The organism is Mesorhizobium sp. DCY119 (genome assembly GCF_003590645.1).
In the GTDB taxonomy this organism is placed as follows: domain Bacteria; phylum Pseudomonadota; class Alphaproteobacteria; order Rhizobiales; family Rhizobiaceae; genus Mesorhizobium_M.
Window position 1 is genome coordinate 1,784,531 of the sequence record NZ_CP031834.1, and the last position, 17,678, is coordinate 1,802,208.

General features: G+C 62.2%; 16 protein-coding genes. 9 read left to right on the forward strand and 7 right to left on the reverse strand.

Annotated elements, in window-relative coordinates; all coding sequences use genetic code 11:
* The first annotated feature begins 69 nt into the window (after positions 1–69).
* Entirely contained in the window at positions 70–1,110 is a 1,041-nt protein-coding gene (locus tag DZG07_RS08680; RefSeq protein WP_197716902.1) for a glycosyltransferase family 4 protein, read from the forward strand.
* Positions 1,107–1,850, forward strand: a complete 744-nt coding sequence (locus tag DZG07_RS08685) for a glycosyltransferase family 25 protein (RefSeq protein ID WP_119816015.1) — start codon at positions 1,107–1,109, stop codon at positions 1,848–1,850. The genes DZG07_RS08680 and DZG07_RS08685 overlap by 4 nt, the downstream gene beginning before the upstream one ends.
* A 103-nt stretch (positions 1,851–1,953) precedes the next feature.
* Here the strand turns inward: DZG07_RS08685 and DZG07_RS08690 are convergent, their stop codons facing one another.
* The 3 genes from DZG07_RS08690 to DZG07_RS08700 are packed head-to-tail and all read right to left on the reverse strand — an operon-like array spanning position 1,954 to position 3,843.
* Positions 1,954–2,655 carry a glycosyltransferase gene (locus DZG07_RS08690; RefSeq protein ID WP_119816018.1) on the reverse strand — a complete coding sequence of 234 codons (702 nt, stop codon included), beginning with the start codon at positions 2,653–2,655 and terminating at the stop codon, positions 1,954–1,956.
* A gap of 57 nt (positions 2,656–2,712) precedes the next feature.
* On the reverse strand, positions 2,713–3,351 hold the full coding sequence (locus DZG07_RS08695) for a glycosyltransferase family 29 protein (RefSeq protein WP_119816021.1): 639 nt from the start codon (positions 3,349–3,351) through the stop codon (positions 2,713–2,715).
* A gap of 9 nt (positions 3,352–3,360) precedes the next feature.
* A complete protein-coding gene (locus DZG07_RS08700; protein ID WP_091913399.1) occupies positions 3,361–3,843 on the reverse strand; it encodes an Lrp/AsnC family transcriptional regulator in 483 nt (160 codons plus the stop codon).
* A 259-nt stretch (positions 3,844–4,102) separates the two neighbouring features.
* Here DZG07_RS08700 and trxB point away from each other — a divergent pair, with 259 nt between their 5' ends.
* A complete protein-coding gene (gene trxB / locus DZG07_RS08705; RefSeq protein ID WP_091913236.1) occupies positions 4,103–5,077 on the forward strand; it encodes a thioredoxin-disulfide reductase in 975 nt (324 codons plus the stop codon).
* A gap of 129 nt (positions 5,078–5,206) precedes the next feature.
* Positions 5,207–6,103, forward strand: coding sequence for a LysR family transcriptional regulator (locus DZG07_RS08710; RefSeq protein ID WP_091913234.1), 897 nt, complete (start codon positions 5,207–5,209; stop codon positions 6,101–6,103).
* 61 nt (positions 6,104–6,164) lie between these two features.
* Here the strand turns inward: DZG07_RS08710 and DZG07_RS08715 are convergent, their stop codons facing one another.
* Positions 6,165–6,665 (reverse strand): isoprenylcysteine carboxylmethyltransferase family protein, encoded by a 501-nt coding sequence (locus DZG07_RS08715; protein WP_119816024.1) that lies wholly within the window; start codon positions 6,663–6,665, stop codon positions 6,165–6,167.
* A gap of 908 nt (positions 6,666–7,573) precedes the next feature.
* Positions 7,574–9,625 carry an elongation factor G gene (locus DZG07_RS08720; RefSeq protein ID WP_119816027.1) on the reverse strand — a complete coding sequence of 684 codons (2,052 nt, stop codon included), beginning with the start codon at positions 9,623–9,625 and terminating at the stop codon, positions 7,574–7,576.
* A gap of 260 nt (positions 9,626–9,885) precedes the next feature.
* Between DZG07_RS08720 and DZG07_RS08725 the strand changes: the two genes are divergently transcribed.
* Both DZG07_RS08725 and DZG07_RS08730 read left to right on the forward strand, forming a co-directional pair.
* Positions 9,886–11,475: an ABC transporter substrate-binding protein gene (locus DZG07_RS08725; protein WP_119816030.1), complete on the forward strand. Its 1,590-nt coding sequence runs from the start codon at positions 9,886–9,888 to the stop codon at positions 11,473–11,475.
* A 279-nt stretch (positions 11,476–11,754) separates the two neighbouring features.
* Positions 11,755–12,153, forward strand: coding sequence for a cupin domain-containing protein (locus tag DZG07_RS08730; RefSeq protein WP_091913227.1), 399 nt, complete (start codon positions 11,755–11,757; stop codon positions 12,151–12,153).
* Positions 12,154–12,173: 20 nt separating this feature from the next.
* Here the strand turns inward: DZG07_RS08730 and DZG07_RS08735 are convergent, their stop codons facing one another.
* Positions 12,174–12,791, reverse strand: a complete 618-nt coding sequence (locus DZG07_RS08735) for a TetR/AcrR family transcriptional regulator (RefSeq protein WP_119816033.1) — start codon at positions 12,789–12,791, stop codon at positions 12,174–12,176.
* A 145-nt stretch (positions 12,792–12,936) separates the two neighbouring features.
* Between DZG07_RS08735 and DZG07_RS08740 the strand changes: the two genes are divergently transcribed.
* Complete coding sequence (locus tag DZG07_RS08740; RefSeq protein ID WP_119816036.1) at positions 12,937–14,454, forward strand: MFS transporter; 1,518 nt, start codon at positions 12,937–12,939, stop codon at positions 14,452–14,454.
* Between the two features lie 70 nt (positions 14,455–14,524).
* Here the strand turns inward: DZG07_RS08740 and DZG07_RS08745 are convergent, their stop codons facing one another.
* Entirely contained in the window at positions 14,525–15,727 is a 1,203-nt protein-coding gene (locus tag DZG07_RS08745; RefSeq protein ID WP_091913221.1) for a pyridoxal phosphate-dependent aminotransferase, read from the reverse strand.
* A 187-nt stretch (positions 15,728–15,914) separates the two neighbouring features.
* Between DZG07_RS08745 and DZG07_RS08750 the strand changes: the two genes are divergently transcribed.
* Positions 15,915–16,805 carry an EAL domain-containing protein gene (locus DZG07_RS08750; protein ID WP_091913219.1) on the forward strand — a complete coding sequence of 297 codons (891 nt, stop codon included), beginning with the start codon at positions 15,915–15,917 and terminating at the stop codon, positions 16,803–16,805.
* The gene (locus DZG07_RS08755) at positions 16,802–17,650 is read left to right on the forward strand and encodes an EAL domain-containing protein (protein WP_119816039.1); all 849 of its coding nucleotides are present in this window, start codon (positions 16,802–16,804) and stop codon (positions 17,648–17,650) included. The genes DZG07_RS08750 and DZG07_RS08755 overlap by 4 nt, the downstream gene beginning before the upstream one ends.
* The last annotated feature ends 28 nt before the right edge of the window (positions 17,651–17,678 follow it).

Here is a 17,678-nt window from a genome sequence, read left to right on the forward strand (position 1 = left end):
AAACAGATGAACGCCAAGGGTGCAGCGGCAGCCCCATCGGCTGCCGCCGGACGCTCGGCCGTGCCCGACATGTCGACGGTCGAGGTGATCGCTCCCAATCTCAAGCAGCGCCTTTCCGGTGTGACCAGCACGATCATCCAGCTGGTGCCGGTGCAGGCACGCACGCTGGGCATCGCTACGATCGGTCCCGGCCTGCCTGACAGCTTGCCCAAGATGCGCTGGTGGCAGCTTTCCAGTCTGAGGACACGGCCGAAATCCGGCCGGGATCGCATCTGGCATGCGCGCCGCAATACGGAAATGGTCGCGGGTCTGCTGCTGCGGGATGTGCTGCGCGCGCCTTTGAAACTCGTCTTCACCTCGGCTGCGCAACGCGACCACCGGCCTTTCACCAAATGGCTGATCCGGCAGATGGATGCCGTGATCGCCACCGGTGAGAAGTCGGCAAGTTTTTTGAAAGTTCCCCATACCGTTGTCATGCATGGCGTCGACCTCGACGTGTTCCGTCCCCCAGCGGGCGACGACGACGCGTTTGCGGCCTCCGGCCTGCCTGGCAAATACGCTGTCGGTTGCTTCGGACGCGTGCGGCACCAGAAGGGCACCGACCTGTTCGTGGATGTGATGATCGCATTGCTGCCGCATCATCCGGACTGGACGGCGGTGATAACCGGCCGCGTCACGGCGGAACACAAGGCGTTTGCCGACGAACTCAAGGAACGTATCGCCAATGCTGGACTTACCGACCGCATCCGGTTTCTCGGCGAGGTGGACGACATCAAGCCGTGGTATCGCCGCGTCTCGCTCTATGTCGCGCCGTCGCGCAATGAAGGTTTCGGGCTGACGCCGCTGGAGGCGATGGCCTCGCAGACGGCGGTGGTGGCGAGCGATGCGGGCGCCTATGCCGAAATGATCGTGCAGGGCGAGACCGGCGCGCTTGTGCCGGCCGGCGACGGCAATGCGCTGCGCGAGGCGATCCGGCCGTATCTTGCCGATCCGGCTTTGACCGAAACACATGGCATCAATGCGCTGGCCGAAGTCCGGGCGCGGTTTCCGCTCGAGCGCGAGGCCGAGGGCGTGCGCCGCGTCTACGACCATGTCTGGGCCATGCGATGAACGCCGAGGCCTTCATCATCCATCTTCAGCGTGCCGAAGGGCGGCGGCCGCAGGTCGAGGCGCTGAAGGCCACGCTTCCGTTGACGGTGAATGTCATTGATGCGGTCGATGGGCTGAAGCTGAGCGAGAGCGACATCGACGCCGTCTATCGCCGCAACGTCCATCGCCCGCGCTACCCGTTCGAGCTTCGTGCCGCCGAGGTCGGATGTTTCCTGTCGCACCGCAAGGCATGGCAGGAGATCGTCGATCGCGGGCTCGATGCCGGCTTGATCGTCGAGGACGACGTTCAGCCGGAAGGCGAGGGCTTTCGCGAGGCGCTGACCATGGCGCTGAAAACGATCAAGTCCGGTGACTACATCCGCTTTCCCTATCGCAGCCACACCGACAAGGGCCGGGAGGTCGCCGGCTGGACCGGCGCCATGCTGGTCGAGTCGGATCATGTCGGGCTCGGCATGCAGATGCAGCTTGTCGGGCGCGATGCGGCGGCGGAATTGCTGAAAGCGACCGAGATTTTCGACCGACCGGTCGACACGACCATCCAGATGCGCTGGCTGACCAAGGCGCGCATTCTTGCCGTGTCGCCCGTCTGCATCCGCCAGATCGATCATCTGCTCGGCGGAACGGTCGTGCAGAAAAAGTCCAAGCCGCTGACCGAGGTGATTTCGCGCGAGATCAAGCGGGCTTGGTATCGCCTGGCGATCTGGGCGATCGTCGAAAAGCGCAAGCTCGCGAGTCGTTAGAGCATGATCCCGAAAAGTTGCAGACTTTTCGGACAAGATCATGCGTCAAAAACAAAACGGGCGCCCGCATGGGAACGCCCGTTTCTTTGTAGTCTGCCGAGGATCAGATCGGCTTGAATGCCGGGTCGATCTTCAGCGCCTCAGTGCGCCACTCGTCGCCATAGTCGACGTCCTGCCAGTCCTTGAACCATGGGCCGCCGCTCGTGAAGTGGACGGCCTTGGGCAGGCCCTTGGCCGGCTTTTCGTTCCAGCCTTCGAGCCAGTTCCATTCAATCGGCAGGTCGCCGATCTCGTCGTCGGCTGCCCACTGCATGCGATGCAGATAGGCGCCGGTCTGGCTGTTGATCAATTCCGGGGTCAGCTGGCGCGTCGAAGGATGCGCGCTGTTGAAGAACATGAAGGACGACCAGTTCTTGCGCGGATAGCTGGTCTGCACCTTGCCATCCATCTTCACGCCATCCTTGGGCTGATAGTCGTGCTTGGCGCAGAGAACGGCCTTGGACGGGTTCTGATAGTTCCGCAGGTCGGCGAGATCGCCGAAGAACAGGAAGTCGCAGTCGCAGAAAAGCGCCCAGCCTTCATAGCCGGCAAGATGCGGCGTGAAAAAGCGGGAATAGGTGAATTCGGTCGAAGCCAGCGGGTCGATGTCGCGCGAATAGAGGCCCTTGGCGACGAGATCATCGAGCTTGATCGGCTGGATATCCAGCGGAATGGAGGAGTTTTTCAAGGCTGTCGCTTTGGCGACCTCATAAGCGATCGGTTCGCGGGAATCCCAGCCAATGAAGATTCTCAATGCTTCACTCATTTGCTTGTCCGTTTCCTTTCTCGATGTGGGGCTACTTAGATTTGCGTCCACAAAACTCTAATTGACGCCCTCGTCGATGAGGACAATGCGGCCCTGGTCGACCTGTTCGCCAACCCAGCGCCGCTCGTCGGCCCAGGCATGACGTTGCCATCCCTGCCATGTAAAGCCGCAGACCTCTATACGCCACTCTTGGGCAGAATAATGCTCAAGCGCATGCCAGATACCGAAAAAGCCGGTGCTGGGAAACACTTCATGCATCTTGTCGGCTGGAACGCCGAGGACGCGGCAGCCCTCCATATAGAATTGTGGCGGCATGATGCGGATTTCCTTGCCGGCGGCGCCGAATTTCTCGATCGCGGGCAAGGTCCAGTCGGTGCGGCGGCCTTTCAGCTGCGACAGGATGTTGGGCCGGCGGAAGTAGCGCGCGATGATGTGCGGGTGATAGGCAAACATCAGCTCCTTCGTCGCGCGGAAGATCGGCGATTCGATCAGCGCGGGATCCTCGAGCCGGCGCTGCATCGGCTTGCCGGAATTGGCCATGATCAGCCGGTCGGTGCGGACGCCGCTCATGCCGATCGAGGCCTTCGGCTCGTTGAAGCGGATGACGAAATCGGCACTGTCGACCTCGGCGGAAAAGTCGCGCGACAGCGGGCCGTTGCCGACGATAACCATGCGTTTTGACGGAGCGGACGGCATGAGAGGCACTTATGTCCGATCGCCGATCGCCACCACGCCCTCGTCCTTGACCTGGCGGATGGTGAGTGCGGTGCGCACGGTGTCGACATTGGGCGTCGAGGTGAGATCCTCGATGACGAAAGCCTGGAACGCGGCGAGGTCGCTGGCGACGCAATGGAGAAGGAAGTCCGAATCGCCCGAGACCATCCAGGCCTGGCGCACGATGGGCCAGAGCCGGGTGCGGTCGGCGAAGGATTTCAGCTCGACCTCGGCATGATGATGCAGGCCGACAAGGCAGAAGGCGACGACATCGAGCCCAAGTGCGGGGCTGTTGAGCAGAGCGCGATAGCCGCGGATGATGCCCGAATCTTCCAGCCGCTTCACCCGCCGCAGGCAGGGGGGAGCCGAGATGCCGACGCGCCGCGACAATTCGACGTTGGTCATGCGGCCCTCATCCTGCAACTCGCGCAGGATTTTCCAGTCGATGGCGTCGAGATCGGCCTTGAGAGGCATCATTGTCCTTTCGGTGCATTGGGCGCAAGAATCTGTCGCGATCGTGTAATTAAACTATAAGATTGGTTCCGTCAGGCCCCGGACGAAGGAAATTTTCCCGGCAGGTCGACGCCGAAACGGCAGGCACGAACGGCCGCGAGGCAAAGCTTTCCGGGGACTATCGATTCGTTGCCTTGCTGCCACACCCGGCAACACCTAGATTAACGGCAAATATTTCGTTGAAATCGCTCTGCCGCTTCCAGTTTACGAAGGCTGTCCCATGACGACCAAACACGCGCCTGTTCTCATCATCGGTTCCGGTCCGGCTGGATATACGGCCGCGATCTATGCCGCCCGCGCCATGCTCAAGCCGGTGCTGGTCGCAGGCATGCAGCAGGGCGGCCAGCTGATGATCACCACCGATGTCGAAAACTATCCGGGCTTCGGCGATCCGATCCAGGGTCCGTGGCTGATGGAGCAGATGCTGAAGCAGGCCGAGCATGTCGGCACCGAGATCGTCAACGACCTGATCACCGAGGTCAATCTCGACGTGCGGCCGTTCCGGCTGAAGAGCGATTCGGGAACGGAATATACCTGCGACGCGCTGGTCATCGCTACCGGCGCGCAGGCCAAATGGCTCGGCATTCCGAGCGAGCAGACCTATATGGGTTTTGGCGTGTCGGCCTGTGCGACCTGCGACGGGTTCTTCTATCGCGGCAAGGATGTCGCGGTCATCGGCGGCGGCAATTCGGCGGTCGAGGAAGCGCTCTATCTGTCCAACCTGGCAAAGAGCGTGACGGTCATCCACCGGCGCAACGATTTCCGCGCCGAACGCATCCTGCGCGACAGGCTGTTTGCAAAGGACAATATCAAGGTCATCTGGGACACGGTCGTCGATGAGATCACCGGACAGCCGGGCAAGGCGCCGATGCCGCCTTCGGCCGACGGGTTGAAGCTTCGCAACGCCGTGACCGGCGAGGAAAGCCATTTGAAGGTCGACGGCGTGTTCGTGGCGATTGGCCATGCGCCGGCGGTGGAGCTGTTCGTCGGCAAGCTTAAGCAGAAGCCGAACGGCTATCTGTGGACCGCGCCCGATTCGACGCGCACCGACGTGCCGGGCGTGTTCGCGGCGGGCGACGTGACCGACGATGTCTATCGCCAGGCGGTGACGGCCGCCGGGCTTGGCTGCATGGCAGCACTGGAAGCGGAAAAGTATCTGGCGGGCATCGAGGTGCACAGAGAAGCGGCGGAATAAGCAGAAGACCGGCCCCAATGTTTGTGGATTGAATCAGGATCGCTGTCTAAATCGTTGTTTTGACGCATTCTTGTCCAAAAGCCTGCAACTTCGGGAGTATAAATAAGGGCCGGCGGAACGAGGGGAACCATGGCACTGGATTGGGATAAGCTACGCGTGTTTCACGCCGCGGCGGAGGCGGGTTCGTTCACACATGCGGCCGAGACATTGCGTCTTTCGCAATCGGCGATCTCGCGGCAGGTGAGCGCGCTGGAGCACGATGTCGGCGTGCCGCTGTTTCATCGCCATGCGCGCGGGCTGGTGCTGACCGAACAGGGCGAGATGCTGTTTCGCACGGCGCATGACGTGCTGATGAAGCTGGAATCGATCAAGACCCGGCTGACCGAGGCCAAGGACCGCCCATCCGGCGTGCTTCGCGTGACGACCACCGTTGGGCTCGGCGCCGGCTGGCTGACGGAGCGGGTGCAGGAGTTCCTCGAACTCTATCCCGAAATCCACCTGCAGCTGATCCTCGCCAACGAGGAACTGGACCTGACCATGCGGCAGGCCGATTGCGCAATCAGGCTGAGGCAGCCGCAGCAGCCGGACCTGATCCAGCGCCGGCTGTTCACCGTGCATTTCCACCTCTACGCCTCGCCGGCCTATATCAACAAATACGGCAAGCCGGACACGATGGCGGAGTTGAAGAACCATCGCATCGTGACTTTCGGACTGCCGGTGCCGACGCATCTGAGCGAGTTGAACTGGCTGGAGACCGTCGGCGATTTCGAGGGTGGGCAGCGCGTGGCCAATCTGCAGATCAACGATCTGCTGTCGATCAGGCGCGCGGTGCAGACGGGGGCGGGCATCGCCATGCTGCCGGACTATCTGGTGAACAAGGACACCGAACTGGTCCAGGTGCTGCCGCAGACCGAGGTGCCGTCCTTCGACACCTATCTGGCCTATCCGGACGCGATGAAGAACCAGGCCAAGCTGCATGTCTTCCGCGACTTCGTCATCGCCAAGGCGCGAAGCTGGTCGTTCTGATCCTTCTTGTTTTTTGCGCAATTCAGGACGGAAAACCGCGGCCCACTTTTCCTGGAATTGCTTATCTGTCTTTCCATGGCGTGAGGCGCGGCCACCAGCCGGGAACCGCGCGGCGGTAGGCTTCGTATGAGGCGCCATAGCGGCGCGCCAGCGTCGGCTCCTCGTAGGTTTTGACGAAGGCGAACATGGCTGCACCGGCGACGCAGGCATATAGGGCGACCGGCCAGTGCGCGAAGATAAGCGCCTGTCCAAGGATGATCGACAGCACGGCGACATACATCGGGTTTCGGACATAACGGTAGATGCCGCCGACAACCAATTTCTCGGTCGGCGCGACGGGGGCAGGCGTGCCTGATCCTTCGAGCGCAAAGCGGGTAAATGCGTGGAGCAGCACTGCCAGTCCGGCAATGACGAGCAGCGATCCCGCTGCAACGAAACCGGCAATGGAAGAGAACGGCAGGCCATAGCGGTCGGTGAGCAGCCATGGCAGCAGCCCGGCCACGACACCTGGAGCCAGGATCAGGAAGAGCACACTGCCTGCAATCGCGGATGGCTTGCGCATGCGTAAAACTTAATCCCTTTTGTCTGGTGGCTATAAAATAGGCAGTAAGTCTCAGCTTTTCCTCTTCAGACTGCAAGTCTACGGAACCAAGAAAACAAACGGGCGTGGCTGCTTTCTCCTTGGATTCCCTTGGTCCTATGCCTTCGCCCCGGCGATTGGACCACAGCCTGCGTCATTTTGCATGGCAGCCTTGCAAGGTTTTTGCTTGTTTTATGGGCAGGAGAGGCGCATATAACAATCATCTCCTGGGCGCGTTCCTCCTCCCATTAGCGCCCGAGAGTGTTCCCCTCTGGAGGTTTAGCCTTAATCGGCACTTCCAATCAAACTCAGCCGGGTCTTTCAGATCCGGCTTTTTTGTTGCCTGTCGTCAGCCGGCCGGTCCGCGATATCTGCTTCCAGGAGTGGACCAGATGCACCGTCGGTTTCCCGCGGGCCTTATCCTTCAGCACTGAATGAAACACGCTGCCGCTCTCCTGATTTCGAGAACGTTGCTCTCGTGTTTGTGAACACGCAGGCAGGCTCGTTGCGTTACCTTCGCTGTATGGGAGCGCATATGACGCGTAACATGACGCATCGGCATCCTTGCTGTGAAAAGGGCCGGGCGGCGTAACAGTGACATGTAACCTCGGGTAACGTGCCGCACGGGTTTCGAATTTGCTAGGCATTGCTTAGGACGCGGCGTTGGGCCGTCGGGAGATGGGGGCATCACTCGGCCGGACCAGGGCTTAGGCAGCCGTCGCGTCCAGCCAGTTTCTCGCTGCGTGTTTCGTAGCGCATATGTATCGGAAAGTGTTGCGGCGGACCTGACGTGCCGCTTTTCCTCCCCACCCACTCCCCATGGGCGGTACGGTCCGCAAAGGCGGCGTCTGGATGTTGGTCCAGGCGCCGTTTTGCTTTTCATCGTTGATCTATGCGGCCTTGCCGTTGGCGTTCATCGCCTCGTCCGCCAGCCTGCCGGTCAGTTCGGCCATGTGGTCGAAACCGGCGCGGTAGCTGGCAACGCCGGCAGTGGCCGAGCGCAGTTCGATGATGAGGTCGCCGATCTCGGCCTGCGGCATGGTTGCTTCAACGACATCCCAGCCCGGCCAGCCCGGCCGTGCGTCATAGCCGAGAATCTGGCCGCGCCGCTGCGGCACGATGCCGGTGATCTTGGCTGTCGCATCCGAAGGCGTGAAGATCTCCACCTTCATCACGGGTTCGAGCAGCACCGGCGAGCAGGCGGCCATGCCTTCCTTCATGGCGAGCTTGGCCGCCATCTGGAAGGCCATGTCGGAGGAATCGACCGCATGGTAGGAGCCGTCGGAGAGATTGACCGCGACATCCACGACCGGAAAGCCGAGCGGGCCGGATTTCAGATAGTCGCGAACGCCGGTCTCGACCGACTGGATGTAGGTCTTGGGCACCACGCCGCCGGTGATCGTATCGGTGAACTGGAAGCCTGAGCCGCGGGGCAGGGGTTTTATCTCGACCACCACATCGCCGAACTGGCCATGGCCGCCCGACTGTTTCTTGTGGCGGCCGCGCTGCTGGACGCCTTTGCGGATCGTCTCGCGATAGGGCACGGCCGGCGTGTGGCCTTCGACGGCGATCTGGTTCTTGCCTTCCAGCCGCTCGACCGTGACGCGCAGATGCATTTCGCCATGGCCGGACAGCACCGTCTCGCTCGAATCCTGCTGGTGGCGCAGGCCGAGCGAGGGGTCTTCCTCGGCGAGGCGCTGGATTGCCGCGGACATCTTCACCTCGTCCTTGCGCTCCTTCGGGCGCAGCGCAAAGGCATAGACCGGCTGCGGCGCCTCGAACGCGATGAGGGGCGCGATGCCGCCCTTGGCCGAGGTCAGCGTCTGGCCGGTGCGCACGCCATCGAGCTTGCCGAGCGCTACCGTATCGCCGGCCTTGGCCGAGGGTTGCTTGGCCTGATCCTTTCCGAGCATGCGGTAGATGCCGGACACCTTGGCGCTGTCGCCGCCTTGCCCGAACAGTTCGGTGCCGTCGGCGACGCTGCCGGACAGGATGCGCGCGACGGACAGCTTGCCGCCATGGGCGGTGTGAACTGTCTTCATCACCTGGACAAGCGTCGCGGCACCATCAGGTGCGCCGAGCCGTTTGCGCGTCGCCTCGATGTCGGGGGCATCGTGGCGAATCGCCTTCAGCAGGCGCAACACGCCGTTGCCCTTTTCGGCGGTGCCGATCAGCACCGGGGTGACGGAGCCGTCGCGCAGGTCGGCCGACAGGTCGTCGAAGACGGCATCCTTGGGCGGCTCGATCTCTTCGAGCAACTGCTCCATCAACTGGTCGTCATGGTCGGCCAGCGTTTCCAGCATGGAGAAACGCGCCTCGAGCTCGCGCGCCTTCTCGTCGCCCGGAATCTCGGCGACCTCGCTCTCGGCATATTCGCGATAGATGTAGGCGCGCTCCAGCGCCAGATCGATCGAGCCGATGACGATGTTGTCCTTGCGCAGCGGTATCTGGCGCAGCAGCAGCGGCGCGGTGCTTGCCGGCTGCAGCATCTTCAGCGTTTCGCGCACGCCGGCGATCGCCTTGTCGACCTTGTTGAGGAACAGGATGCGCGGCACGCCGAGTTCGTCGAGCTTGCGCATGATGAGCTGCAGGGCGGGTATCTTCTTCTCGTCGGCTTCCGCGACAACGACGGCAAGGTCGCAGGCGGCAAGCACCGGTTCGGCCTCGAAGGCAAATTCGATCGAGCCGGGACAATCGACGAAGGTCAGGCTGTCGCCCATGAACTCGGTGGTGGCGAAGGTCGCCTCGACGCTCATGGCGTGTGCCCGCGCTTCGGCGGAATGATCTGAGACGGTGTTTCCCGATGAGACCGGGTTCTGGCGGGCTATGGTGCCCGTTCGGGCAAGTATGGCTTCAAGAAGGGTTGTTTTTCCGCTTGCAAAGGGACCGACGATGGCAATGCATTTCGGTCCCGTGCGTCTTCCTCCGGCGCGATTTCCCATGGTCTGGCGACCTCCTCCTCACGTGTTGACACCGAGGCGGCGGCCGGCCTCCTCCCGGCCGTCGCGCGGCGGGACAGGCTTGTCCCGTCGAAAGGCTATCGTCACATGGCGACGGGCCGAGGGCAAGGGGATTGGAGAAGCGCCATGCCAATTGCGCCATCAAATGTCGCATTCGGCTCCGTGACCTGATTGGTGGTCCGGCCAATATCCCCTTGGGGAATGCAACAACCGTCAAACGGTGCTGGAGGAAATTTTCTGCCATGTCCGATGAACTGAAATTCCTGAGCCATCATGTCATTCGCGGGCGGCTGTCGCGGCGCGATTTTCTCGGTCGTGCCGCTGCGCTCGGCGTTACCGCGACGTTTGCCAATTCGCTGCTTGCGGGTGCCGCGCGGGCCGAAGGCCCGGTCAAGGGCGGCCAGTTGAAGGGCGGCCTCGTCGGCGGGGCTGCCACCGACAGCCTTGATCCCGCGACCTGGGCAAGCCAGGTGCCTTACACGTTCGGGCGCTGCTGGGGCGAGCAGATGCTGGAAGTGTCGCCGACCGGCGAGATCGAGCCGCGGCTGGCAGAGGAGTATCACGCCTCCGACGACGCCAAGACCTGGACCTTCAAAATCCGCAAGGGCGTGACCTTCCACAACGGCAAGGACCTGACGCCGGCCGATATCGTGGCGACGCTGGAGCGCCACGCCGACGCCAATTCGAAATCGGCGGCGCTGGCCTTTGTCTCCAGCTTCGAGACCGTGAAGGCTGACGGCGACACTGTCGTCATCGTGCTGAAGGACCCGAATGCCGATCTGCCCTATGTCGTCGGCGACTATCATCTGATGATCCAGCCGAATGGCGGCAAGGACAACCCGACCGAGGGCATCGGCACCGGGCCTTACAAGGTGGCCGTCAACGAACCCGGCGTTCGCCATGTCGGCGAGCTTCACAAGGGCTATTGGGGTTCGGACAAGCGCGGCCATGCCGACCAGATCGAGATCATTGTGATCAACGATGCCACCGCGCGCACGTCTGCCCTGCAGGGCGGGCAGGTGCATATGATCAACCGCGTCGAGCCCAAGATCGTCGAGCTGGTCAAGCGCGTGCCGGGCGTGGAAATCCGCAACGTGCCGGGCAAGGGGCACTATGTCTTCATCGCCCATTGCAATACCGCGCCCTTCGACAACAACGATCTCAGGCTCGCGCTGAAATACGCCGTCGACCGCGAGGAGATGGTGCAGAAGATTCTCGGCGGCTACGGCTCGGTCGGCAACGACATGCCGGTGACGGCGGCCTATGCGCTGTTTTCCGACGACATCGAGCAGCGCAAATACGATCCCGACAAGGCGGCGTTCCACTTCAAGAAATCCGGCCATGATGGCGCGGTGCTGCTGCGCACCTCCGACGTGGCGTTTCCGGGTGCTGTCGATGCGGCGCAGCTCTACCAGCAGAGTGCCGCCAAGGCCGGCATCACCATCGAGGTCAAGCGCGAGCCGGGCGACGGCTACTGGTCTGAAACCTGGAACAAGCAACCGTTCTCGATGTCCTACTGGACGGGCCGGCCGACGCAGGACCAGGTCTATTCGATCGCCTATCTCAAGAATGCCGAATGGAACGACACGCGCTTCTTCCGTGACGATTTCGACAAGCTGATCCTCGGCGCGCGGGCCGAACTCGACCAGGCCAAGCGCAAGCAGATGTACCGCGATGCCGGCATGATCCTGCGCGACGAGGGCGGGGTGATCGTGCCGATGTTCAACAACTACATCGACGCGACCAGCCAGAGTGTCGGCGGCTGGGTCGACGATCCGAACGGCGAGCTGATGGGTGGGCATGCCCTGACCAAGTGCTGGCTGAACGCATGAGAAAAATGGGATGCTGCCCACCGCCGGTCTGCTGAGTTGATCGATCGGCGGCGCAAGATGCCGTCGTCCCGGAAGCTGGGCTGTGCTGGTCAATGGTTCCCGGGTCTCCCTTCGCTTCGCTGCGGTCGCCCGGGATGACGACGGTTTGGCGGACGACAAGGCCGGCAATGTGGCTCATTGCGCTCAGGATGATAAAGAGCAACAGTGCCGCCCGCTTCCGCGAAAGGGAGCGGGCGGTTTGTTTTAGGCATTCGCGCGTAGACGAAGGAGTACCCGACCATGAAGATCATCGCTTGCGGCAGCGTGCCGACGGTAACCGCTCCGGAGAACTACTTCACCGGACGTGTTCTCCAGACGCCCCTGATGATGGAGCCGGAAGAGCCGGCGCGACTGCGCACCGTTCTGGTGAATTTCGAGCCGGGCGCTCGGACTGCCTGGCATACGCATCCGCTTGGCCAAACGCTTCATGTCGTTTCCGGTGCCGGTCGCGTCCAGAGCTGGGGCGGGCCGATAAAGGAAATCAGGGCCGGCGATACGGTCTTCTTTGCTGCTGGCGAAAAGCACTGGCACGGTGCAGGGCCAAAAACGGCCATGTCGCACATCGCCATGCAGGAAGCGCTCGATGGCGTCACCGCCGACTGGCTGGAGAAGGTGTCTGACGAGCAGTATGGCGGCTGAGGCCGTCCGGCTGAAGCGGGCTAAGGCCGAAGCATTTTCAGAAACAGTGCCGACAGCTTTGCAGCGAGCTCGTTTCCGTCCCGATTGCCGGTCTCGATCGCTTCGTCGACGGCGCCATGCAACCCCTGGAACAGCACGATGGCGGTGAGGCGCGGGTCTGCGAAGGACCAGATGCCTGCTTCCGATCCGCCTTTGAGCAGGGCTGAAAGATCGACAACCACGGGATTGTCGCCCTTCATGCGCCGCTGGTCGGGGCGGTAGTCGTGAAAGACCACGTCGTGCAGCTTGTAGTCGTCCAGATAGGCGGCGACGCCGGCATGGACCCAGCTTCGCAACCTGGCATTCCAGTCGCCTTCCGGTGACGTGTCGATGGCGGCTCGCACGCGTGCGCAAAACCCCTCGACGAAGCGCTCGCGCAGGGCTGCGACGAGATCTTCTTTCGACGAAAAATAGAGATAGAAAGTGCCCTTGGCGACTTCGGCGCTGGTGGTGATCTCGTCGATCGTGGTCGTGCCCACACCCTTGGCGATGAACAGGGCCGCAGCGGCCTGAAGAATCTCGTCGCGGCGCACCTCCGCCGGCTTGGTCCGCGGCTTCAGCGCCTTCTTGCGCATCGTTGCTGATGTGTTGGCGGCCATGCTCACCCTGATAATTTCTCAACCAGATAACCCGACGAGGCCGACCTCTACAAGCATTTTATAACGATTCCAAAGTGACTTATACGAATTGACTGACCGTCGGTCAGCGAGATAGATGACTTGAAAACTCATATTTGGAGTCGTCATGTCAAGCCGCCGCACCTACCTTGTCGCCGCCGTTTATCTCGGCACTTTCGTTGCCCTGCTCGATGTGAGCATCGTCAATGTCGCCCTGCCGACGCTGCAGGCGGCGCTGGCGACCGATTTCGCCGGCCTGCAATGGGTGGTCGATGCCTATACGCTCTGCCTCTCGGCCTTCATGCTGTCTGCCGGCCTGATCGGTGACCGTTACGGACGCAAGCGCTCGTGGCTGGCGGGAATTGCCATTTTCATCGTGGGGTCGTTGATCTGCGCTGCCGCGTCCAATCTGCCGGTATTGCTGGTGGGGCGGGTGGTGCAGGGCATAGCCGGCGCGCTGGTCATTCCCGGCGCACTGTCGATCCTGGTGCAGGCCTTTCCCGATCCGCGCGAGCGTGCAGGCGTCATCGGTGGCTGGGCGTCGTTTGCGGCCATCTCGCTGCTTGTCGGGCCGATCCTCGGCGGCATCCTGGTCGAGACCGTCGGATGGCAGAGCATCTTCCTCATCAACCTGCCGCTCGGCCTGGTCACCCTCGTTCTGGGATCCGCCTCGATCGAGGAGACGGCGCATCCCGACCATGCTCATCTGGACATCGCAGGGCTGATGCTCAGCGTGCTGTGGCTGGGGGCGCTGACCTTCGGTTTCATCGAAGCCGGTGAGCATGGCTGGGGCTCGATGCGAACGATCGCGGCACTGGCTCTTGGTGCGGCTGGATTGGCCGCGTTCCTGACCTACGAGGCGCGCACGGCGCGGCCGATGCTGCCGCTTGGCCTGTTTCGCGACATCCGTTTTGCGGTGACGAATGTCGCGTCCTTCGCGCTCGGCTTCACCTCCTACACGAGCATCTTCCTCTACTCGCTGTTCCTGCAGCAGGTGCAGGGCTGGTCGCCGACGCAGACCGGCCTATGCATGGCGCCGCTGTTCCTGGTCCAGATGGTGGTTTCACCGGCCATCGGCAGGCTGACGGCGCGATATGGGCATACTGCCCCGATGAGCGTCGGCTATCTGCTGATCGGCGCGTGCCTAACGGGCATGTGCCTGGCGGATGCTTCCACGCCCTATGCCGCGATCGGCCTTCTGTTTGCCGTCGGCGGTCTCGGCAATGCGCTGGCGATCCCGACCACGAGTGCCGTCGCCATGTCTGCGGCCCCGCGCGAACGCTCGGGCATGGCGTCGGCGGTCATCAATGCCACGCGCCAAGGCGGGGCGGCCATCGGCATCGCGCTTCTCGGTGCCCTGATGAGCATGCGCGCGACGACGCTGATGGCGGAGAGCCTTGCAAAGGCCGGCGTTGCGGATTCTGGAACGGTCGCTCGGGCCGTGGTTTCGCGGCATGATTTCACAACCAGCCTGGCCTTGGGTGAGAACGGTCTGCGTGAGCTGTTCACGGCCGCCTATGCAGGCGGGTTCCATGCCGCCGTGCTGGTCGCCGGGATATTTTCGTTTCTGATTGCAGCACTTGTCGTCATTGTGCTGGGTCGCGCGGAAGCCCGTTCATTGGCTGCAGCGAAACAGGAAGCATGAAGCGACCTGCTTGCGGCCAAGAAAAAACCCGGCGCGAAGCCGGGTTTTTCATTTTCGATCTATGCGCCGATCAGGTCAGCGAGGCGGTGAAGCGCTGGATGCGCGTGCAGGCTTCTTCCAGCAGCGCCTCCGAAGTGGCGTAGGAGATGCGGAAGTTGGGGCCGAGGCCGAAGGCCGAACCCTGCACGACCGCCACGCCTTCCGCTTCCAGAAGCTCGGAAGTGAAGACGGCGTCGTCGGTGATGACCGTGCCGGCTTGCGTCTTCTTGCCGATCAGTCCTGCGCAGGACGGATAGACGTAGAAGGCACCTTCCGGGGACGGGCAGGTGATGCCGCGCGCCTGGTTGAGCATCGACACGACGAGATCACGGCGCGCCTGGAACACCGCCTTGTTCTTGGCGATGAAGTCCTGCGGACCGTTCAGTGCCTCGACCGAGGCCCACTGTGCGATGGTGCAGGCGCCCGAGGTCTGCTGGCCCTGGATCATGTCCATCGCCTTGATGAGCTGGATCGGACCGGCCGCATAGCCGATGCGCCAGCCGGTCATGGCATAGGCTTTGGACACGCCGTTCATGGTCAGCGTGCGGTCGTAGAGTTTCGGCTCGACCTCGGCGATGGTCTTGAAGACGAAATCGCCATAGGTCAGGTGCTCATACATGTCGTCGGTCAGCGTCCAGACATGCGGATGCTTGAGCAGGACGTCAGCGATAGCCCGCAACTCGGCCTCGGTGTAGGCCGCACCCGACGGGTTCGACGGCGAGTTCATCAGCAGCCACTTGGTCTTCGGCGTGATCGCCTTTTCCAGCTCCGCGGCCGTCAGCTTGAAGCCGTTGTCGATCGAGGTCTCGGCAAAGACCGAGGTGCCGTTGCAGATCGCAACCATCTCGGGATAGCTGACCCAGTAGGGACGAGGGATGATGACCTCGTCACCGGGGTTCAGCGTCGCCATGAAGGCGTTGAACAGGATCTGCTTGCCGCCGGTGCCGACGATGGTCTGCTCCGGCTTGTAGTCGAGATTGTTCTCGCGCTTGAACTTGGCCGCGATTGCTTCGCGCAGCGGCGCGATGCCGGACACCGGCGGATACTTGGTCTCGCCGCGGCGGATCGCATCGATGGCCGCATTCTTGATGTTGTCCGGCGTATCGAAGTCGGGCTCGCCCGCGCCAAGGCCTATCACGTCCCGGCCCGCATTTTTCAGCTCGCGCGCTTTCTGGGTGACCGCGATGGTCGCAGAAGGCTTTACGCGTGAAAGGGCATCGGCAAGGAAGGCCATGACGTTTTATCTCCGGTTCATGGATGGGCCAGTTTTCAGCCGCGCTTCTCATGTCGGATTGTGCGGAGAATCGCAAGTGTTGCGTGGCCGTGGCCAAGACAAATCGCCGTGTGGGCCGATTCATGGATTTATTAACGCGCAATAAAACGTTGCATGGCAATCTCCGGCGTCAATCCGGAGCAGCATCGTGTCGCGCAGTGTCGGCCTCAATCACGTCATCCGAGGCGATGACGGCACCGCTACAGGCGTGTGGGGCGCTTTCACGCTGGAAACGGCCTTTCAGCCAATCTTTGCCTTCCGTGATGGCAAGCTGGAAATCGTTGCCTATGAAGGCCTGCTGCGGCCCTCGCGCGATGGCGCGCCGGTGGCGCCGACGACTTTCTTCAACGAGATCGCTGCCGTGGACCGACTGGCGGTCGAGACGCTGACGCGCACGCTGCATTTATTGAATGCCGCGATCTGGCTGGACGCGGACGCCACGATCTTCGTCAATTTCGACCCTTCCATCTTCACCGAGCGATCCGTCGTCGACAATGCTTTGCGCGACCTGCGCCTGGTGCTGCATGAGGCCGGCATCGAGCCCTACCGCGTTATCTGCGAAGTGACGGAGCAGAAGGCCGCCTCGCAGGAGGTGCTTTATGCCTTCGTCGAGGCGCTGCGGGCTAACGGCCTGCGGATTGCCATCGACGATTATGGCGCAGCCGAGTCCGACATTACGCGGATACGGGAATTGCGGCCAGACATCGTGAAATTCGACGCGCAGTGGATCGCCCGGCTGATGGAAACGGGAGCCGGCTTCGCGCTGCTGACATCCATGGTCGAGAACTTTGCCGAGCAAGGCATCATGACCGTGTTCGAGGGCATCGAGGAGGGCTGGCAGCTGGACCTCGCCGAACGATCCGGCGCTTCCATGGTGCAGGGTTTCGTGCTGGCGCGGCCGGAAACGGTGGCGGCCGGGGCATCGCCCTTGCCGGAAGCACCGCCGACCGAGCCGGCCATCGAGCCGCAACTCCTAGTGAAACCCGTCCGCAGTGCCCGGCGCACGGACAAGAAGTTCGGCCGAAGGAGGCCATCATGACATCCGCATCAGGCCTTTTGGCTGCCATCGACGAGGCGATTTTTGTCGACGAAGTGGGTATCGAAATCGGCGTCATGGGCGATCTTCGGCTGAAGAGCGCCTGCCAGCCGATTTTTTCGCGCTCGGATGATGTGCTGGTGACGGTGGGCGTCAAATCCGTGCCGGCGTTTTTCCTGCATGGCCGGCCTTTGACGACCAAGGAGTTTCGGGATGGTGCGGCCTCTCCGTCCGCCGAATTTGCCGAGATGCTGTTGCGGGTTCTGCATCTGCGGAACTATCGCAATATCGGCCTTGGCGACGTCGATATGTTTGTCGATTTCGATGCGGGATGGTCCGATCTCGATACCTTCCTGAGCTTCCTGCCGACTGCCGCGTGGGAACCGGAATGCACCGTGTTGTGCCCGGATATGCTGGTCTGCGAACTCGACAACGTCATGCAGTCTGAAGCGGAGCATGTTTTGCAGCTCGCGGAGCAAATGCGCTGGAAGGGCATTCGGACAGGCTTGCGCGTTTATGGCGTCGGGCAGGCCGGCGACGATGAGATCGAGTTGATCCGCCCGGATGTCGTGCGCGTGGACGAGACATGGTTCGGCGAGCTTTGCCGGGACAGCGCGACAGTGCGGCTGTTTGCACCGATCGTTTCAGCCTTGCAGGACCAGGGTGCGAAGGTGCTTGTCGAAGGCATAGCCGACGCCGCGTCGCTGCGTGTTGCGCTGGATGCCAATGTCGATCTGTTCCAGGGCGACCTTCTTGCGCTTGCGGCACTGGCCGGAACGGTTTTCGACGAGAAGCCCCTGCCGATCGCGCGGCTGCTTGGGCGCAACGTGGTGCGGCTGTTCGGATGATTCATCAGCAGCGCTGATAGACCCGTCA

Excerpts from the sequence above, each read along its gene's own strand:
- DZG07_RS08680 (WP_197716902.1), top strand. The coding sequence starts at position 70 with ATGTCGACGGTCGAGGTGATCGCTCCCAATCTCAAGCAGCGCCTTTCC.
- DZG07_RS08685 (WP_119816015.1), top strand. The coding sequence starts at position 1,107 with ATGAACGCCGAGGCCTTCATCATCCATCTTCAGCGTGCCGAAGGGCGG.
- DZG07_RS08690 (WP_119816018.1), bottom strand. The coding sequence starts at position 2,655 with ATGAGTGAAGCATTGAGAATCTTCATTGGCTGGGATTCCCGCGAACCG.
- DZG07_RS08695 (WP_119816021.1), bottom strand. The coding sequence starts at position 3,351 with ATGCCGTCCGCTCCGTCAAAACGCATGGTTATCGTCGGCAACGGCCCG.
- DZG07_RS08700 (WP_091913399.1), bottom strand. The coding sequence starts at position 3,843 with ATGCCTCTCAAGGCCGATCTCGACGCCATCGACTGGAAAATCCTGCGC.
- trxB (WP_091913236.1), top strand. The coding sequence starts at position 4,103 with ATGACGACCAAACACGCGCCTGTTCTCATCATCGGTTCCGGTCCGGCT.
- DZG07_RS08710 (WP_091913234.1), top strand. The coding sequence starts at position 5,207 with ATGGCACTGGATTGGGATAAGCTACGCGTGTTTCACGCCGCGGCGGAG.
- DZG07_RS08715 (WP_119816024.1), bottom strand. The coding sequence starts at position 6,665 with ATGCGCAAGCCATCCGCGATTGCAGGCAGTGTGCTCTTCCTGATCCTG.
- DZG07_RS08720 (WP_119816027.1), bottom strand. The coding sequence starts at position 9,625 with ATGGGAAATCGCGCCGGAGGAAGACGCACGGGACCGAAATGCATTGCC.
- DZG07_RS08725 (WP_119816030.1), top strand. The coding sequence starts at position 9,886 with ATGTCCGATGAACTGAAATTCCTGAGCCATCATGTCATTCGCGGGCGG.
- DZG07_RS08730 (WP_091913227.1), top strand. The coding sequence starts at position 11,755 with ATGAAGATCATCGCTTGCGGCAGCGTGCCGACGGTAACCGCTCCGGAG.
- DZG07_RS08735 (WP_119816033.1), bottom strand. The coding sequence starts at position 12,791 with ATGGCCGCCAACACATCAGCAACGATGCGCAAGAAGGCGCTGAAGCCG.
- DZG07_RS08740 (WP_119816036.1), top strand. The coding sequence starts at position 12,937 with ATGTCAAGCCGCCGCACCTACCTTGTCGCCGCCGTTTATCTCGGCACT.
- DZG07_RS08745 (WP_091913221.1), bottom strand. The coding sequence starts at position 15,727 with ATGGCCTTCCTTGCCGATGCCCTTTCACGCGTAAAGCCTTCTGCGACC.
- DZG07_RS08755 (WP_119816039.1), top strand. The coding sequence starts at position 16,802 with ATGACATCCGCATCAGGCCTTTTGGCTGCCATCGACGAGGCGATTTTT.